The organism is Enterobacter adelaidei, from assembly GCF_041937165.1.
Classification (GTDB): domain Bacteria; phylum Pseudomonadota; class Gammaproteobacteria; order Enterobacterales; family Enterobacteriaceae; genus Enterobacter; species Enterobacter adelaidei.
This window is the reverse complement of the sequence record NZ_CP154353.1, coordinates 2,874,741-2,891,592: the sequence shown is the minus strand read 5'-3', so window position 1 is coordinate 2,891,592 and position 16,852 is coordinate 2,874,741. Positions and strand designations below refer to the sequence as shown.

Here is a 16,852-nt window from a genome sequence, read left to right as displayed (position 1 = left end):
AAATGCGCGAAATGGAGAATAAATCGGCAAACAATCAGAAATATGCATTCTGCCTTTGACATCCCTGGGGAGCCTCGATAATATGCGCCCCGTTCACACGATTCCTCTGTAGTTCAGTCGGTAGAACGGCGGACTGTTAATCCGTATGTCACTGGTTCGAGTCCAGTCAGAGGAGCCAAATTTAAGAAGCCTGCTTTTAAAGCAGGCTTTTTGCTTTTCTGCGCAAGGTAAACGCAAAACGGCAACCTTGTTGCCGTTTTTAGTGTTTGTTCCCTCTCCCGTGGGAGAGGGATGGGGTGAGGGCACCAGACCGCACGAAATTACACGCGAATCGGCGCCGTTGCCTCAACCAGCCACGGGCGTGCATCGCTTTCCACCAGTGGTGAGAGGGTCTCGCGGACCTGCTGGTGATACTCATCCAGCCACTGTTTTTCCTGCTCGCTCAACAGATGCAACTCAACCTGGCTTAAGTCGATAGGGATGAGCGTCAGCGAAGAGAATTTGCAGAATCCTGGGCGGCTTTCAACAATCTCTACCTGGTTCTCAATACGAATACCGTGGCTATCGCCGAGATAGTAGCCTGGTTCGATAGTCATGATATTGCCCGCTACCAGCGGCCACGGGTTGACCTTTTTGGCGATACGATGCGGGTTCTCGTGGATCAGCAACTGATGCCCCACGCCGTGCCCCGTACCGTGATCGTAATCCAGCCCCATCTCCCATAGCGGGCGACGCGCAAACGCATCCAGCTGATGCCCCTGAGTCCCGGAAGGGAACTGCAGGGTAATAAGCGACAGGAAGCCTCTCAGCACGGCAGTGTAGTGCAGGCGCTGCTGCGGGGCGACCTTACCCCATGCCAGCGTGCGCGTGGCATCGGTGGTGCCGTTAACATACTGACCGCCGGAATCATTCAGGTAAAAATGGTCATGCCCGATGGGCTTGTTGCTGGCTTCGCTCGAATGATAGTGGCACATCGCCGCATTGCTTGATGAGGCGGAGATAGTCGCAAAACTTTGTTCAATAAAACCAGGCTGCTGTTGACGGAACGCAAGCTGCTGCGCCTGAACCTCCAGCTCGGTCAGGGGTTGTCCCGCAGCCTCACGCTGCGGCACCTCACGGCTCAGCCACGCCAGGAAGTTCACCCATGCGGCACCGTCCTGGTGATGGCATTCGCGATAACCTGCCAGTTCTACCGGGTTTTTGGTGGCCTTCATCAGGGTAATGGGATCGGTTTGCCAGACAATTTCCCCCTGTGGCTCAATGGCAAAGCGCAGGGCTACCGGTGCGGAACCGGCATCCATCATCACCCGTTTGCCTTCGGCGTTCTGCTGACAGCGCGCGATAAAGGCGTCTTGAGGCGCAATGGAGAAAGCATTACGCACTGCGTCCGGAAGGGCGCTGAGCTTAGTGTTGTCAACAAACCACTCAACGTTCCCGTCCCGGCCCAGAAGTGCAAAGGAGAGGGGAACCGGGCTGTATGGGATATCCGAACCGCGCACGTTTAACAACCAGGCAATGTTGTCCGGCAGGGTAACGGCCAGATAATCGGCGTTGTTTGCAGCCAGCACTGCGGCGATGCGCTGACGCTTGTCGGTACTGCTTTCGCCACTCATCTCGATCGGCATTTCACGGATAAGCTCCGCCGGAGCCGCAGGGCGATCGGTCCAGAGCACGTCGAACGGAGAGGCACTCAGAGGGACCAGCTTGCACGGTGTAGCAGAGAGTTGCTCAAACTCCGTATTGGTCATCAGCAGCGCTTCAAAGCCGATACGTGTACCCGCCTCAACGTTTGCGGATAACCATTCTGCCAGCGGCTCGTTGTGCAGATGATGGATCTCAACCTCATCCGTATTCACCTGAACGCGGGCCTGAACCTGATAGCGGCCATCAACGAACAGCAACGCTTTGTTTTTCAGTACCAGGGCCAGACCAGCAGAGCCGTCAAAACCTGTCAGCCAGGCCAGCTTTTCGTCGTAAGGCGCGCAGTATTCGCTCTGCCAGGCATCCGCGCGCGGGACGATCATCCCGTCGAGATTGTTTTCCTGTAGCCACTGACGCAGGGCTGCTAACGGTGATGTAGAGTACATTTTTTTTCCTTATTGTTATTAGCGGAATGGCGGCTCGTTGAAGGTACGTAGCTTGCGGGAATGAAGCTTGTCACCTTCGGCCCTCAGCAAATCAATGGCACGAATACCAATTTGCAGATGTTCGGATATTGCCCCTTCATAAAAACGGTTGGCCTGGCCGGGCAGCTTAATTTCACCATGCAGCGGTTTATCAGAAACGCACAGCAGCGTGCCGTAAGGGACGCGGAAGCGATATCCTTGTGCGGCAATGGTGGCGCTCTCCATATCAATCGCTACCGCGCGGCTGAGGTTGAAGCGCAGCGCAGAGGCGGAGTAACGCAGCTCCCAGTTGCGGTCATCCGTCGTGACGACCGTACCGGTGCGCAGGCGCTGTTTAACCTCTTCACCCGGCATGCCGCTGACCTCTTTGGTAGCGTCATACAGCGCGCGCTGTACTTCGGCGATGCTTGGAATAGGGATATCTGGCGGAAGAACGGCATCAAGTACATGGTCATCACGCAGATAGGCGTGAGCCAGCACGTAGTCGCCAATCAGCTGGCTTTCACGCAGCCCGCCGCAGTGTCCAATCATCAGCCAGACGTCAGGACGCAATACCGCAAGATGATCGCAGATGGTTTTGGCATTAGACGGGCCAACGCCGATGTTAATTAGCGTGATCCCCTGACCGTCGGCGGTGATCAGGTGCCAGGCGGGCATCTGGTGTTTTTTCCACGCCAGGTCGGAAATGGCCTGCTCGGGGGCTTCGGTCTCTGCGGTGATCCAGATCCCACCCGCGCAGGAAAGCGCGATGTAAGGACTCTCCGGGTCGAGGATCTGGCTGCAGCCCCAGCGCACAAACTCGTCGACATAGCGGGTGTAGTTGGTAAACAGCACAAATGGCTGGAAATGTTCAGCGGGCGTACCCGTGTAGTGGCGCAGGCGCGCCAGGGAGAAGTCGACGCGGCGAGCATCAAAGTGCGACAGAGGAGCGTACTCCGCCGGATGGAAGATGCCGTCAGCCGTCTCATCGCCAATCTGGGAAAGCTCTGTCGTCGGAAAATGGCGGGTCAGACCCGCGCTCATGGAGCGGTCAAGGGTTAACGCTGAACCGTCAATGACATAAGGATAGGGGATTTCATGTTGCGATGGCTCAACGGCGATATGCGCGCCGTAATCCTGATACAGCAGCGTGAGTTGCTCTTCAAGATAGGGGCGGAACAGTGCAGGGCGGGTGACGGTGGTGCTATAGCAGCCGGAGTGGGTAAAACGGGCGTAGGCGCGGGTTTTCGGGGTATTACTGGCGCTACCGTCCCAGGTCACAGAGAGCGATGGATAAACAAAAAGGCCCTCGGTTCTGGCCTTTTCATTGGGAAGTTTCCCTGTTTCGATGTATTCGCTGATGGCGCTGCGCAGCGCGTTGACGGACTGTTCATACAGTGCGTCGAGTTTTTCCAGCGCCTGAGCCGGGGTCAGGCTGGAGCCCTTATTATTCATCTCTGTCTCCTTGTTCCACAGGTGTGCGACTCTACCCGATAGTATGTCACACGCCTGTGAAACAAAAGTGAGATCAGCGGTGGCTCGTCTCTTTCATAAACAGGGCTGTGGCGGCGGACAACAGGCAACCGGCCAACAGATAAATCGCCACGCTGTGCCAGTTCCCGCCGGAGAAGGTCACCAGCGCGGCGGCAATAAACGGCGTAAACCCGCCACCGACCACGCTTGCCACCTGATATCCCACGCCTGCACCACTGTAGCGGTAGCTGGCGCCAAACAGCTCGGTAAACATCGGCTGCTGGACACAGACCACCATATCGTGAGCGATGTTCGCGAGCATGATGGCAAAGAAGACAATCCAGAAGATCGACTGCGCTTCCAGCGCCATAAAGAATGGCCAGGCGCTGAGGGTGCCGATCAGCGCCCCGGTGATGTAGACGCGACGGCGACCAAACCGGTCTGCCAGCCAGGCGAAGCAGGGGATCGTCAGGCAGCTGATCCCACCGACCACCAGACCGATATTCAGGAACAATTCACGCGGCAGTCCGAGGTTCTGCGTCGAGTAATTCAGTGCAAATGCGGTGACGATATACATCGTCAGCAATTCGCACAGGCGCAGGGCGATGATTTTCAGAAAAGCGCCAGGATGCTGAACCAGGGCTTCCATCACCGGCAACCGCGTTTTGACGGCGGTTTTTTCGCGCTGCTGCTGTTCGAATTCAGCGGACTCTTCCATTCCATTACGGATCCACAGGGCAGCAATCACCAGCACGATGCTGAAGATAAACGGAATGCGCCAGCCCCAGCTCAGGAACTGTTCGTCGGTGGTGAGCTGACTGATTAAGGATACCAGTCCGGTAGAAAGCAGCAGACCCACGCCATACCCGACCTGCACACCGCTGCTGTAAAACGCTTTCTTATTTTTCGGCGCACTCTCAACGGATAGCAGCGCCGCGCCACCCCATTCGCCACCCACGGCAAATCCCTGAATAGCGCGTAGCGTCACCAGCAGCACCGGGGCCCACCAGCCAATAGTGGTAAACGAGGGGAGAATGCCAATCAGCGCGGTGGCGAGCCCCATCATCCAGACGGTAAGCATTAACATGCGCTTGCGCCCGAGACGGTCACCAAAATGGCCGAAAATCACACCGCCTAACGGTCGAAACAGAAAACCGACACCGAAGGTGGCAAACGCCGCGAGCGTGCCCATCGCGGGGCTAATCTGCGGGAAGAATTCACGGTTAAACACCAGCGCGGCGGTGATGCCGTAGAGCAGAAAATCATACCAGTCGACGACGGCGCCAGCGAAGCTACCCAAAGCGGCACGGCGGGCGCGGTTCAGCGAAGGAGTCTCCTCGTTGGGGCGATCGGAGATGAGGGTGGAGTCCATAGTAGTCCTGTCTGTACTGATTTTTAATTATTGGTATAAGAAAAGGTCACTCACATAGCAGCCGTCATATAAACGGAACCTATGAGACTACCGCGACAGAACGCTGGAGAAAACGTTTTTATCTTTCCGGAAGGTGCAGAATAAATAAATTTCATCGACACCTGCTACAACATAAATCAGGCTGTTTGACTCTGGTTCGCACTCAATGGTTTACAGTTATAGAGACCGCTGCGTGACGGAAGCTGAGGGATTAACGATGCAACGCACTTTTCTGACATTCTGGATTGTCCTGTCTTTATTCATGGCACCGCTCCATGCTGAACCCAAAGTCTATGGCGAACAGCGTCTGGGCGGCTGGTGGAATGCGCTGACGGATGATATTTCGCAAACCTGGGAGCAGCCTCAACGCTACGATCTCTACCTGCCGTTTCTGAGCTGGCACGCGCGCTTTATGTACGACAAAGAAAAAACGGACAAATACAATGAAATGCCGTGGGGCGGAGGCTTGGGTGTCTCGCGCTATAACGAAGAGGGCAACTGGAGCGCGCTTTTCGCAATGATGTTCAAAGACTCGCACAACGAATGGCAGCCCGCGATGGGCTATGGCTGGGAGAAGGGCTGGTATCTGGATAATGCCAAAGACTTCCGGCTTGGGCTTGGTGCTGCCGCGGGGATTACGGCGCGCGATGATTTTGCGAACTATGTGCCCCTGCCGTTTATCTTCCCGCTGTTTTCTGCTGGCTATAAGCGCGTTACCGTCCAGTTCACCTATATTCCCGGGACCTATAACAACGGTAACGTGCTCTTTGCCTGGTTGCGCTTGGGTTTTTAAAGGGTGATCACTTTTTTTGCTACGGCATTTGAAAGCACCAGCATGGAGAACAGAACCGAGGTGACGAAAGTGAGCACGATCAGGGTCAGCTTCATACCGAGAGACGTCACCGGGAAAAGCGCCGTCAACAGGTGAAATACCGAGTAGTGCACAATGTATACGCCGGTCATCGTTTTACTGATGGCGGCCAGAATGGACTCTTTGAATTCTGCATTGCGGCGAAAGCGTACGCCGTTCGCCGCGATCACCAGCGCAACGATCAGAATGTAGATTTGCGAGCCGGTGAGAATAAAGGCGTTTCTGTCAGCCTTGAACAGGGCAAAAAAGAAGTGGCGCTCGTAAAACCAGGTGAAGAGATAAATAAACGGGATGGCGATAACCGCGGCCCTGACCACATTCCTGCGGCTTATCCACTCGGCGATGCTGGGATCGCAGAAAAGCTGCCCCGTCAGGTAAAACAGTAACCACGTCCACAGGCGGTACTGTGGCGAAAGGGAAAAGACGTGGACGTCCGGATAGAGCGCTGAAAGCAAATCATACCCGTAGGAGAAGATCAGCAGGCAGGCAATCACGCCGCAAAACAGCGCGCGCCGCTGGCTGAGCCACTCCACCGCCGGGTGGAAAGTGTAAATCACGACAAACGCAAACACGAACCACGGCTGGATTAAATACCCGCGCTGATACGGTTCCCACAGGTAGTAGATCGTTATCCAGAACAGAAAGACAATCACCAGGCTTTTAATCTTGCTCAACTGCCAGCGGGTGCCGTGCCGGGACTGGCCGTCGAGATAGCCCGCGACCACAAAAAACAGCGGCGTGGCGATGGTCGAGATAAAGGTTAAAAACCCCAGGATCCAATGATAGTCATAATCATAATGATCCCAGGTATTGTAGATGGTGAAGAAGGTGACCGCCGTCATACAGCCCAGCGTCTTGATAATGTTCAGGCCTGTCGCATTCATTGTTGTTCCGCTTTGTCCTTACGATGGAAGCACGCATAAATCACGGGAAGTACCAGCAGCGTCAGGATTGTCGCAAACCCAAGTCCGAACATAATCACAACGGCCATGCTCTGGAAGAAAACATCCAGCAGCAGCGGCGCCAGCCCCAGAACGGTGGTGAACGCGGTGAGCAAGATAGGGCGCAGGCGCGAGGTGGCGGCGTAAACGATCGCCTCGTGCTGTTCTTTATGCGCTTTCTGCTGCTCGATCTCTTCCACCAGCACAATGCCATTACGGATCAGCATCCCGCTCAGGCTCAGCAGTCCAATCAGCGCCATAAAGCCGAACGGGATCCCGGTTACCAGGAATCCCGGCGTGACGCCAATCAGCGCCAGCGGCACGGTCAGCCAGATCGCCACGGCGTTTTTCACCGAGCTGAACATCAGAACCGTAATGACAAACATCACCAGGAACCCGATTGGCAGCGTGGTGAAGAGCCCCTGCTGTGCTTCGCTGGAGTTTTCAGCATCGCCTCCCCACTCGATGCTGTAGCCATGGGGCAGGGCAAGGGCGTCAATGTGTGGTTTCACCCGGGCGAGAATATCGCCTGACGTTTGCTGGCTAAGCGGGTCGGGATCGGTCTGAACCGTCAGCACCCGCGAGCGGTCGCGTCGCAGAATAAGTGGATCTTCCCACTCCAGCGAAAAGCGGCTGACGACGTTACTCAGCGGGATATACTGCTGCCGGGTCTGGCTCCAGACCAGCACGTTGTTCAGGTGATTGGCGTCCAGCCGTTCGCTTTCCGGCGGGCGCACCACGACGGGAAGCAGATCGCTCCCTTCGCGATACAGTCCCGCACGACTGCCGGAGAAATTCATCTCCAGCGCGTTGTCGACGTCCTGTTTATCCACGCCAAGTTCGCGTCCCAGCGCGGCGACATATTGAGGACGGATCACCTTGCTACGGTTTTGCCAGTCGTTTCTGACGCTACCTGTGGCCGGATCGCGTGCCAGAATATCATCCACCTGGCTGGCAATCAGACGTAGTCTGTCAGGATCGGGGCCCTTGATGCGCACCTCTATGGCGCTGTCGCCGGAAGGGCCAAACATTACGCGTTTGGTGCTGGCGTTGACCTGCGGGTAGTTCCGGGCGATGTACTCGTCGACGTAGCGCGTCAGTGCGGAGATGTTGCGCTGGTCATCCATGCGCACCATGATCTGCGCGTAGTTGCTGTACTGCCGCTGTCCGCTGTAGGTCAAAATAAACCGCATACTGCCCTGGCCAATGGTTGAAACGGTGGTTTCTACGCCCGGCTGGCCGTTAATGGTTTTCTCAATATCGCTGGTCATTTTCTCGGTCCATTTGATATCGGTGCCGTAGGGCAACCAGAGGTCGACAAAGAAAATCGGCGTATTGGACGACGGGAAAAAGTTTTGCCGCACCGCGCCGAAACCCCAGACAGACGCGGCCAGCAGGGCGGCCATCACTACCAGCGTCGGTGCCTTATAGTGCAGCAGCGTGTTAAGCAGGCGCTGGTAGAGGCGGTACAGACGTTTGTCGTAAGGATCTGACTCGTCGGCGTTGTCCGGCGCGCTGTCGTTTTTAAACAACCACCACTTAATCAGCACCGGCGTGATGGTGAGCGCCGAGAACCAGCTCAGCATCAGGGAAATCAGCAGTACCTGGAACAGGGATTTACAGTATTCCCCGGTAGAATCCTGCGACAGCCCGATAGGTGCAAACGCAAGGATGGCGATCACCGTCGCCCCCAGCAGCGGCAGGGCGGAGCGACGGATGATGTAGTTAATGGCGGTCAACAGCGAGGAGCCATGCTGCCTCGCAATCAGCACTCCTTCAACAATCACGATGGCGTTATCCACCAGCATACTGAGGGCGATAATCAGCGCGCCAAGCGAGATGCGCTGCAGTTCAATGCCCCACAGATACATGATCAGCAGCGTGCCGAGCACGTTGAGCGCGAGGGAAAAGGCGATGATAATCCCGCTGCGCACGCCCATAAAGATCAATAGCACGCCGATGACAATCGCCAGCGCCATCAGGAAGTTAATGATAAAACCGTTAACCGAGTGGCCCACTTCGGCGGCCTGATCGTAAAACAGATTTATGTGTATGCCCGCCGGTTTTTCCGCCGACATCTGTTTTAGCTTTGCTTCCAGGGCGTGACCCACGTCAATCACGTTCACGCCAGAGATAAACGAGACGCCCATGGTAACGGCTTTTCTGCCGTTGGCATGATAGATACTGGCAGGTGACTCGTTCAGCCCGCGCGACAGCGTGGCGATATCCCGCAGACGCGTCGCTGCCCCGGTACCGGACGGCGTAATAATCAGGTCCGCCAGCTCGTCAAGATTTTCGAACTCACCGGTCGGATGCAGGCGAATCGACTCCGTGCCGGAGGTAATCTCCCCGGCGCTGGACACCACATTAAGGCGACTCAGCAGGGCGGAAAGCTGGCTAAGCGTAATACCGCGCGAGGCCATTTTGGTCAGGGAAATATCAATATTGACCTGCTGGCTAATGGCCCCACCAATTGCGACCTTCGCGACGCCGGGGACCAGAATTAATTCGCGACGCAGCTGCTCAGCGTAACGCACCAGCTCCGGGTTGCTGAATTCGTCTCCGGAAATTGCGAAGAAAAAGCCGAACACGTCGCCGAAATCGTCATTCACGAAGGGCGTGACGACACCGGGCGGGAACTGGCGTGAGGCATCGCCCACGCGGCGGCGCAGTTCGTCCCAGATCTGCGGCAGTTCGTTCGAATGATAGCGTGAGGCAATGTTCACGGTGATCTGCGACAGGCCGTTTGAAGAGATGGAGCTGACATTGTCCAGATAAGGCAGCTGCTGGAGGGCATTCTCCAGCGGCAGCGTAACCTCCTCTTCAACCTGCTGAGCAGAGGCGCCGGGATAGTGGGTGATGACCACGGCAGTTTTGATCGTAAACGCGGGATCTTCCAGCCTGCCGATATTCAACAGGGCGAAAATGCCCCCGACGCCCAGCAGCAGGATCGTCAGCCAGACACGGATGGGGTTATTGATGAATTGACGAGAGATATCCATTACAGTCCCCGTTCACGCGTCCAGATGCGAACCGGCTGGTTAGCATGGAGCTCTCCTACGCCAGCGGCCACCACGCGTTCGCCTGCCTTAAGGCCACTGGTAATTACCACGCCCTCTGTGGTCACTTGCCCCACGCTGACCTTGCGATCTTCCAGGTGGAGCGTGTCGCCTTCCCCGGCCACAACCCAGACGTGCGGTTCATTGCGCGGGCTGTTGTCCGGGTTAAAGACCGCCTCGACCGGCACAACCAGCGCCTGAGCGCCTGCGCCAGCCGGAAGGTTGGTTAGATTGATGGTAACCGTACCGCTTACACCTCCCACGACGGGAAAATCGTCCGGGCGGGGCATGGTTAAAATCACCTGCCAGGTCAGCGTATTGCTGTCGCTGCTGCCCGAGTGTTCTTTGTAGACGGCGGTAAATTCACGATCCGGAATGGCGTTAATTCTCACCACGGGGCGATACTGCGCGTTACGGATATCAAAGGTGTTGAACAGGTTCTCAGGAATACTAAACACCACGTCCAACAGGTCGGTGCGGGTCAGGGTTGCAATCGGTTGACCGGCAGACACCACCTGATGGTTTCGAACGTGTACGCTGGCCGCCGTCCCGCTGAAGGGGGCGACGAGCGTCATCTGATTCAGCTCTTCACGGGCTATTTGCAGCGCTGCATTCGCCGAATCGCGGTTCGCGCGCTGTACGTCCATTTCTGCTTTCGAGACAGCCTGGCGTCCCGCCAGCGTCTGGAAGCGTTCGAACTGCCGCTGGGCGAGTGTCGCTGCGGTTTGTCTGTCGTTTACCCGCTGCTGGGTTTCACGGGCGTTCAGCCTGGCGAGCTGCTGCCCTTGCTTAATGGCTGCACCCTGACGTATATCGAGCGCCTCGATTTGACCTCCTCGCTTGAAGGAGAGGTCTGTTGCATCACCCGATTCAATACGTGCGGGAAAAACACGCTGCTGGGCGTGAGCGGGGATAGTTACCTCCGCCACTTTAACCATTCGCGGCAGGGGTGCGGCTTGCTCGGGTTTTGGGTCGCACGCCGTGAGCGTTAGGATAACGAACGGTAAAATGAGGTAGCGGTTCACTGTATTCCCCTAATAAATAACTGTTTTATTTCTTCCGTAGCAAGGGCAGGGGGTGACACTATTCTGCCAGAACAGTGACAACCATATAGGTGAATAGCCCAATTGCCGTGCTGGCAATAATGGCAAGTGCAATAAACAAACCAAGACGGAAAAGGCTTAAACCGTACATTCATTCCTCCATGCGCTGTATAGAGCGTCTTTCTAAGAGCATAGTTGGAGAAAAGATAAATGTTAAATAACCAATATCAGTGGGTAAGCGTTAAACCTGATATTCCTGTGCTACGTTTAATATCATTCATCTTTTTTTCCCGTAACTGGCATTAAGGGTAACTCCCTGCATTTAATGCATTTTATTGCTTCACTCACTACTGTGTTGGTTATAAAAAGGATGCTCGATATGTACAAAAATATTCTGGTTCCGGTGGATGTTTACGAGACTAGCCTGGCTGATAAAGCCCTTCAGCATGCACAGTTCCTGGCACAAAGCGCATCGGGTGACATTCATCTGCTGCACGTCATGCCTAAGTTTTCTGCCGAACTGACGCGTGGTTTTATTTCAGATGCGCGCAAGATGGATGAATATATGATTAATAATTCTAAAGAAAAACTGTCTGACCTGGTCAAAAAACTCAATTTGCCAGAAGAACGTGTTCACCTCCATGTTCGTAGCGGAAATGTTCGAGATGAGGTTATTAAGCTGGCGGATGAACTTGCTGCCGGGGCAATTATTGTCGGCTCTCGAAATCCCAATATTCAAACCCATCTCCTGGGGTCAGAGGCGGCAAGTATTGTGCGTTACGCACATGTTCCTGTTTTCGTTATTCGTTAATTGCATGAAAGCAAGGTGATTTCTGAAAAGAACCTGAGGAAGGAACGATGAAAACAGAAAAACCTGAACGTCCTTATTATCAACAAACCGTTGACGACACCCTGGCGAATATCAACTCCACTGCGGAGGGGCTGAGCAGCAGTGAGGCATCGGTCCGACTCCAGCAGTATGGTGAAAATGCGTTACCGCAAAAAAAAGGCAAACCCGCCTGGCTGCGCTTCCTGGCCCATTTTAACGATGTGCTGATTTACGTTCTGCTGGTGGCTGCACTACTCAAGCTCTTTATGGGCCAGTGGGTCGATATGTTTGTCATCCTCGGGGTTGCCATCGTTAACGCACTGATTGGTCACATTCAGGAGAGCAATGCTGAAAAATCGCTGCAAAGTATTCGCAATATGCTCTCCAGCGAAGCCGTGGTGGTTCGACAAGGTAATCATGAAACGATCCCTACCACGACGCTGGTTCCGGGTGACATCGTGGTGATCCGCGCCGGGGATCGTATTCCTGCGGATTTGCGTGTGATTGAAGCGCATAACCTTCGCGTGGAGGAGGCCATTCTGACCGGTGAATCCACCGTTGTAGAGAAAAACAGCGATGTGTTAAGCGGGGAATTGCCTTTAGGTGACCGGTATAATCTGCTTTATTCAGGTACTACCGTCAGCTCCGGCGGTGGAAAAGGCGTGGTGGTGGCAACCGGGGGCGAAACCGAGCTTGGACACATCAATCAGATGATGTCTGATATCGAAAAACACCGCACGCCGCTGATGGTGCAGATGGATAAGCTCGGTAAGACTATCTTCATCACTATCCTGGTGATGATGGTGGCGCTGTTTGTCTTCAGTCTGCTGTTCCGCGATATGCCGGTTTCCGAGCTGGTGTTGTCGCTCATCAGCCTCGCCGTTGCTGCGGTGCCGGAAGGCCTGCCGGCGATCATTTCCATCATCCTTTCGCTTGGCGTACAGGCTATGGCGCGCCGCAAGGCCATCATCCGTAAGCTGCCTACGGTGGAAACGCTGGGCGCGATGACGGTCATCTGCTCGGATAAAACCGGCACCCTGACGATGAATGAAATGACGGTCAAAGCGGTGATTACCGCTGACACGACCTATCGCGTGGAGGGAGACAGCTACGAACCGGTGGGGAACATTCACCCCGTAGACGATCCGACGCCCGTCAGCGTGGTGCAGGGTTCGTTACTGGAACGCTACCTGCGCACCATCGACCTCTGTAATGACAGCCAGTTGATCAAAGACGAGCAGGGGCTGTGGAAAATCACCGGGGGGCCGACCGAGGGCGCGCTGAAGGTGCTGGCGGCGAAAATTCAGCTCCCGCCGCTCGATACCGAAATGCGCAGTAAAATCCCGTTTGATTCGCAATATAAATACATGTCCACGCTTTACCGTCTGGGCGATGAAGAGGTGATTCTGATTACCGGTGCGCCGGACGTGCTGTTCCGCCTCTGTCAGTACCAGCAGACGAATGACGGAATACAACCGTTCGATCTGCCTTACTGGGAAGGGAGGATTGAAGAGTATGCCCGTGAGGGGCTGCGCATGGTGGCTGCGGCCTGGAAACCCGCCCGCGACGGTCAACGAGAGCTGGATCATCCGGACCTGCAGGATGGAGTGATCCTGCTCGGGATTGCCGGAATGATGGATCCGCCGCGTCCGGAGGCCATTACCGCGATTGCCGACTGCCTGCAGGCGGGGATCCGCGTGAAGATGATCACCGGCGACCACCCGCAAACGGCGATGAGTATTGGGCAAATGTTGGGTATTGGTAACGCCGCAAGCGCTATCACCGGACGTGAGCTGGAGGCGATGGACGATCGTCAGCTGAGCGACGCCGCGCAGCAGTACGATATTTTTGCGCGAACCAGCCCGGAGGATAAATTCCGCCTTGTGCAGGCCCTGCAAAGTAAACAGGAAGTGGTGGGCATGACCGGGGATGGCGTCAATGATGCCCCGGCGCTCAAGCGGGCGGATGTGGGTATTGCCATGGGGATTAAAGGCACGGAAGTCACCAAGGAAGCCGCCGACATGGTGTTAACGGATGACAACTTTGCCACTATTGCCCGCGCGGTACATGAGGGACGGCGGGTTTACGATAACCTGAAAAAAACCATTCTGTTCGTTATCCCCAGCAACATCGCTCAGGCCCTGCTGATCATCATCGCGCTGCTGGCGGGGAACCTGATCCCGCTGACGCCGGTCCTGATCCTGTGGATGAACATGGCGACATCGGCGACGCTCTCTTTTGGGCTGGCGTTCGAGGCGGGCGAGAAAGACATCATGAACCGACCGCCTCGCAAGGCGAATCTGCATGTGATGGACGGCTATGCCATCTGGCGCGTGGTATTTGTCGGCCTGATGATTGCCATCAGCGCCTTCATCCTGGAGGCCTGGCTGCAACCGCGTGGCTACTCGGCGGAATTTATCCGTACCGTGCTGCTGCAAACCCTGGTGACGGCGCAGTGGTTTTACATGCTCAACTGCCGCGTGAATGATGGTTTCTCGTTGAGCAAAGGTCTGCTGGCAAATAAAGGGATTTGGATCGTGAGTGGTGTGCTGCTGGCGCTTCAGCTCCTCATTATCTACGCACCTTTCATGCAGATGCTGTTTGGCACAGAAGCGCTGCCGTTCCGCTACTGGGTCATCACCTTGCTGATTGGTTTTGTGATGTTCCTTATTGTTGAAGCGGAAAAAGTTCTGACACGCAAGTGGCGCAAAACTGAGGCGAAATAGCGTAAACTGAGAAAGCCTGCTTACGTTCAGGCTTTCTCTATTTTCGAGCTCAGGACACTATGATTCGACTTGCCTCGTTCGTTCTCACGCTTTGTGCCGCCGTTCCCGGCGCGTTTGCCGTGACCTATACCTTGCCACCCGAAGGCAGCCGTCTTGTGGGTGCTCCGATAACCATCACTGTTCCACAGGGTAACACGTTGCCCCTTGAAGCCTTTGCCGCGCAGTACGGACTGGGGCTGAGTAATATGCTGGAGGCCAACCCTGGCGTGGATCCTTTTCTCCCCAAATCAGGTACGACATTAACGATCCCTCAGCAGCTGATTTTGCCTGATACTGTCCGCGAAGGAATTGTGGTGAATGTGGCAGAAATGCGTCTCTATTACTATCCGCCGGGCGGCAACACCGTTGAGGTGCTGCCCATCGGCATCGGTCAGGCCGGGCGTGAAACACCGCGTAATTGGGTGACGGCCGTTGAGCGTAAGCAGGTGGGGCCGACCTGGTCGCCTACGCCGAATACGCGCCGTGCCTATGCGGCTGAAGGTAAAACACTGCCAGCGTTTGTCCCTGCAGGGCCAGATAACCCAATGGGGCTATATGCGATCTATATCGGCAGGCTGTATGCCATTCACGGCACAAATTCGAATTTCGGTATCGGACTGCGGGTGAGCCAGGGCTGTATTCGTCTGCGTAATAACGACATCAAATACCTTTTCGATCATGTCCCTGTAGGGACCCGAGTACAGCTCATCGATCGGCCCGTTAAAGTCACCACGGAGCCAGACGGTAGCCGCTGGGTGGAAGTGCATGAACCATTATCACGTAACCGTGCGGAATTTGAATCGACCCGAAAAGTGCCCCTGCCAATTTCAGCCGCGCAGCGGACGCAGTTGATTAACGAGGGCGCAGGAACTGAACTTGAACGGCGCTCGGGGATGCCGGTTAAGCTTGGCATGTGAAGCCCTTTTCGCCCCCGGCAATTTGCCCTGGCGCAGAAAAGCAAAAAGCCTGCTTTAAAAGCAGGCTTTTCAAATTTGGCTCCTCTGACTGGACTCGAACCAGTGACATACGGATTAACAGTCCGCCGTTCTACCGACTGAACTACAGAGGAATCGTGTGAACGGGGCGCATAGTATCGACGTCAGCCGAGCTTGTCAAAGGGTGGATCAACACCTTTTGATCGTTTGCCGACAAAATCGGCAAAGTGATGTTTTTGACAGCGGAATGCACCGTAATGGTGCGGTTATACCTCTAATGGGGCAGATCATAAACTGCTGTTTCAGTAATAAATGCCCCCTCCATGATTAGGTTTCCTTATTTTCAGCCGCTTAGCAACAAATCAGACCTCTTCGAAAAACTGGCATTCATATTGCAAAACCTGTTCAACAACGACAGCCGGTTACGGCACAGCATTTCGAACAGGGGGCAAAATGAACTTAAGACGACTGAAATACTTCGTAAAAATCGTCGATATCGGCAGCCTGACTCAAGCGGCAGAAGTGCTGCATATCGCGCAGCCTGCGCTGAGCCAGCAGGTGGCTACTCTGGAAGGCGAGATGGATCAGCAGCTGTTGATCCGCACCAAACGCGGCGTTACGCCAACGGAAGCAGGTAAGATCCTTTATACCCACGCACGCACCATCCTCCGCCAGTGTGAACAGGCGCAGCTGGCAGTAAACAATGTCGGTCAGACCCTGAGCGGGCACGTCTCCATCGGTCTGGCGCCGGGAACGGCCGCATCGTCTATTACCATGCCGCTGCTGCAGGCCGTGCGCGCCGAGCTGCCGGAAGTGCTGGTATACCTGCACGAAAACAGCGGTTCCGTACTGAATGACAAACTGCTCAACGGCCAGCTGGATATGGCTGTGCTCTACGATCGCTCTCCGGTTGCCGGGATCACCAGCCAGCCGCTGCTGAAAGAAGATCTCTACCTCGTGGGTACTCGCGACTGCCCGGGTCAGAGCGTAGACCTGACCGCCGTGGCTGAGATGAATCTCTATCTTCCGCGCGACTACAGCGCCGTGCGCGTGCGTGTGGATGAGGCATTTTCTCTGCGCCGCCTGACGGCAAAAATTATTGGCGAAATCGACTCTATCTCCACGCTGACCGCAGCTATCGCTAGCGGAATGGGAGTGACGGTTCTGCCGGAATCCGCTGCACGCTCGCTGTGCAGTGCGGCAAATGGCTGGATGGCGCGCATCACAACGCCGTCTATGAGCTTACCTTTGTCGCTGAACATGTCCGCGCGCGGTTCGCTGTCACCGCAGGCGCAGGCGGTAAAAGAGATTTTGATGTCGCTGGTCAGCAAGCCTTCGCTGGAGAATCGTGAGCTGCAGCTCGTGAGTTAATATTCCATAAAAGAATAAGATGCTGGTTTTTATTATTTGTTCTGCAGCT

Annotated in this window: 11 protein-coding genes and 2 tRNA genes; 6 read left to right on the top strand and 7 right to left on the bottom strand. The window is 55.3% G+C overall.

The window, feature by feature from the left end; genetic code table 11:
- Positions 1-102: 102 nt before the first annotated feature.
- Positions 103-178, top strand: a tRNA-Asn gene (locus AAHF05_RS14060).
- 142 nt (positions 179-320) lie between these two features.
- Here the strand turns inward: AAHF05_RS14060 and AAHF05_RS14055 are convergent.
- From AAHF05_RS14055 to shiA, 3 genes are all read right to left on the bottom strand, one after another.
- Positions 321-2,087, bottom strand: a complete 1,767-nt coding sequence (locus tag AAHF05_RS14055; protein WP_129325240.1) for an aminopeptidase P family protein — start codon at positions 2,085-2,087, stop codon at positions 321-323.
- Positions 2,088-2,105: 18 nt separating this feature from the next.
- Positions 2,106-3,560: an AMP nucleosidase gene (locus tag AAHF05_RS14050; protein ID WP_129325241.1), complete on the bottom strand. Its 1,455-nt coding sequence runs from the start codon at positions 3,558-3,560 to the stop codon at positions 2,106-2,108.
- 73 nt (positions 3,561-3,633) lie between these two features.
- On the bottom strand, positions 3,634-4,950 hold the full coding sequence (shiA, locus tag AAHF05_RS14045) for a shikimate transporter (protein WP_049004969.1): 1,317 nt from the start codon (positions 4,948-4,950) through the stop codon (positions 3,634-3,636).
- Between the two features lie 256 nt (positions 4,951-5,206).
- Between shiA and pagP the strand changes: the two genes are divergently transcribed.
- Positions 5,207-5,782 (top strand): lipid IV(A) palmitoyltransferase PagP, encoded by a 576-nt coding sequence (gene pagP / locus AAHF05_RS14040; protein WP_028019632.1) that lies wholly within the window; start codon positions 5,207-5,209, stop codon positions 5,780-5,782.
- Here pagP and AAHF05_RS14035 read toward each other — a convergent pair.
- The 3 genes from AAHF05_RS14035 to AAHF05_RS14025 are packed head-to-tail and all read right to left on the bottom strand — an operon-like array spanning position 5,779 to position 10,885.
- Positions 5,779-6,744, bottom strand: a complete 966-nt coding sequence (locus tag AAHF05_RS14035; RefSeq protein ID WP_108089619.1) for an acyltransferase — start codon at positions 6,742-6,744, stop codon at positions 5,779-5,781. The genes pagP and AAHF05_RS14035 overlap by 4 nt on opposite strands.
- Complete coding sequence (locus AAHF05_RS14030) at positions 6,741-9,803, bottom strand: efflux RND transporter permease subunit (RefSeq protein WP_129325243.1); 3,063 nt, start codon at positions 9,801-9,803, stop codon at positions 6,741-6,743. The genes AAHF05_RS14035 and AAHF05_RS14030 overlap by 4 nt, the downstream gene beginning before the upstream one ends.
- Positions 9,803-10,885 carry an efflux RND transporter periplasmic adaptor subunit gene (locus AAHF05_RS14025; RefSeq protein WP_028019629.1) on the bottom strand — a complete coding sequence of 361 codons (1,083 nt, stop codon included), beginning with the start codon at positions 10,883-10,885 and terminating at the stop codon, positions 9,803-9,805. Before AAHF05_RS14025 ends, AAHF05_RS14030 begins: the two co-directional genes overlap by 1 nt.
- 397 nt (positions 10,886-11,282) lie before the next feature.
- Between AAHF05_RS14025 and AAHF05_RS14020 the strand changes: the two genes are divergently transcribed.
- Genes AAHF05_RS14020 through ldtA form a run of 3 tightly spaced genes read left to right on the top strand, consistent with a single transcriptional unit; the run spans position 11,283 to position 15,414 of the window.
- The gene (locus AAHF05_RS14020; RefSeq protein WP_028019628.1) at positions 11,283-11,714 is read left to right on the top strand and encodes a universal stress protein; all 432 of its coding nucleotides are present in this window, start codon (positions 11,283-11,285) and stop codon (positions 11,712-11,714) included.
- 47 nt (positions 11,715-11,761) lie between these two features.
- A complete protein-coding gene (locus AAHF05_RS14015) occupies positions 11,762-14,458 on the top strand; it encodes a cation-transporting P-type ATPase (RefSeq protein ID WP_374936343.1) in 2,697 nt (898 codons plus the stop codon).
- A gap of 59 nt (positions 14,459-14,517) precedes the next feature.
- Entirely contained in the window at positions 14,518-15,414 is an 897-nt protein-coding gene (gene ldtA, locus AAHF05_RS14010; protein ID WP_108089622.1) for a L,D-transpeptidase, read from the top strand.
- 76 nt (positions 15,415-15,490) lie between these two features.
- Here the strand turns inward: ldtA and AAHF05_RS14005 are convergent.
- Positions 15,491-15,566 (bottom strand) — tRNA-Asn (locus AAHF05_RS14005).
- Between the two features lie 319 nt (positions 15,567-15,885).
- Between AAHF05_RS14005 and nac the strand changes: the two genes are divergently transcribed.
- The gene (nac, locus tag AAHF05_RS14000) at positions 15,886-16,803 is read left to right on the top strand and encodes a nitrogen assimilation transcriptional regulator NAC (protein ID WP_008499475.1); all 918 of its coding nucleotides are present in this window, start codon (positions 15,886-15,888) and stop codon (positions 16,801-16,803) included.
- The last annotated feature ends 49 nt before the right edge of the window (positions 16,804-16,852 follow it).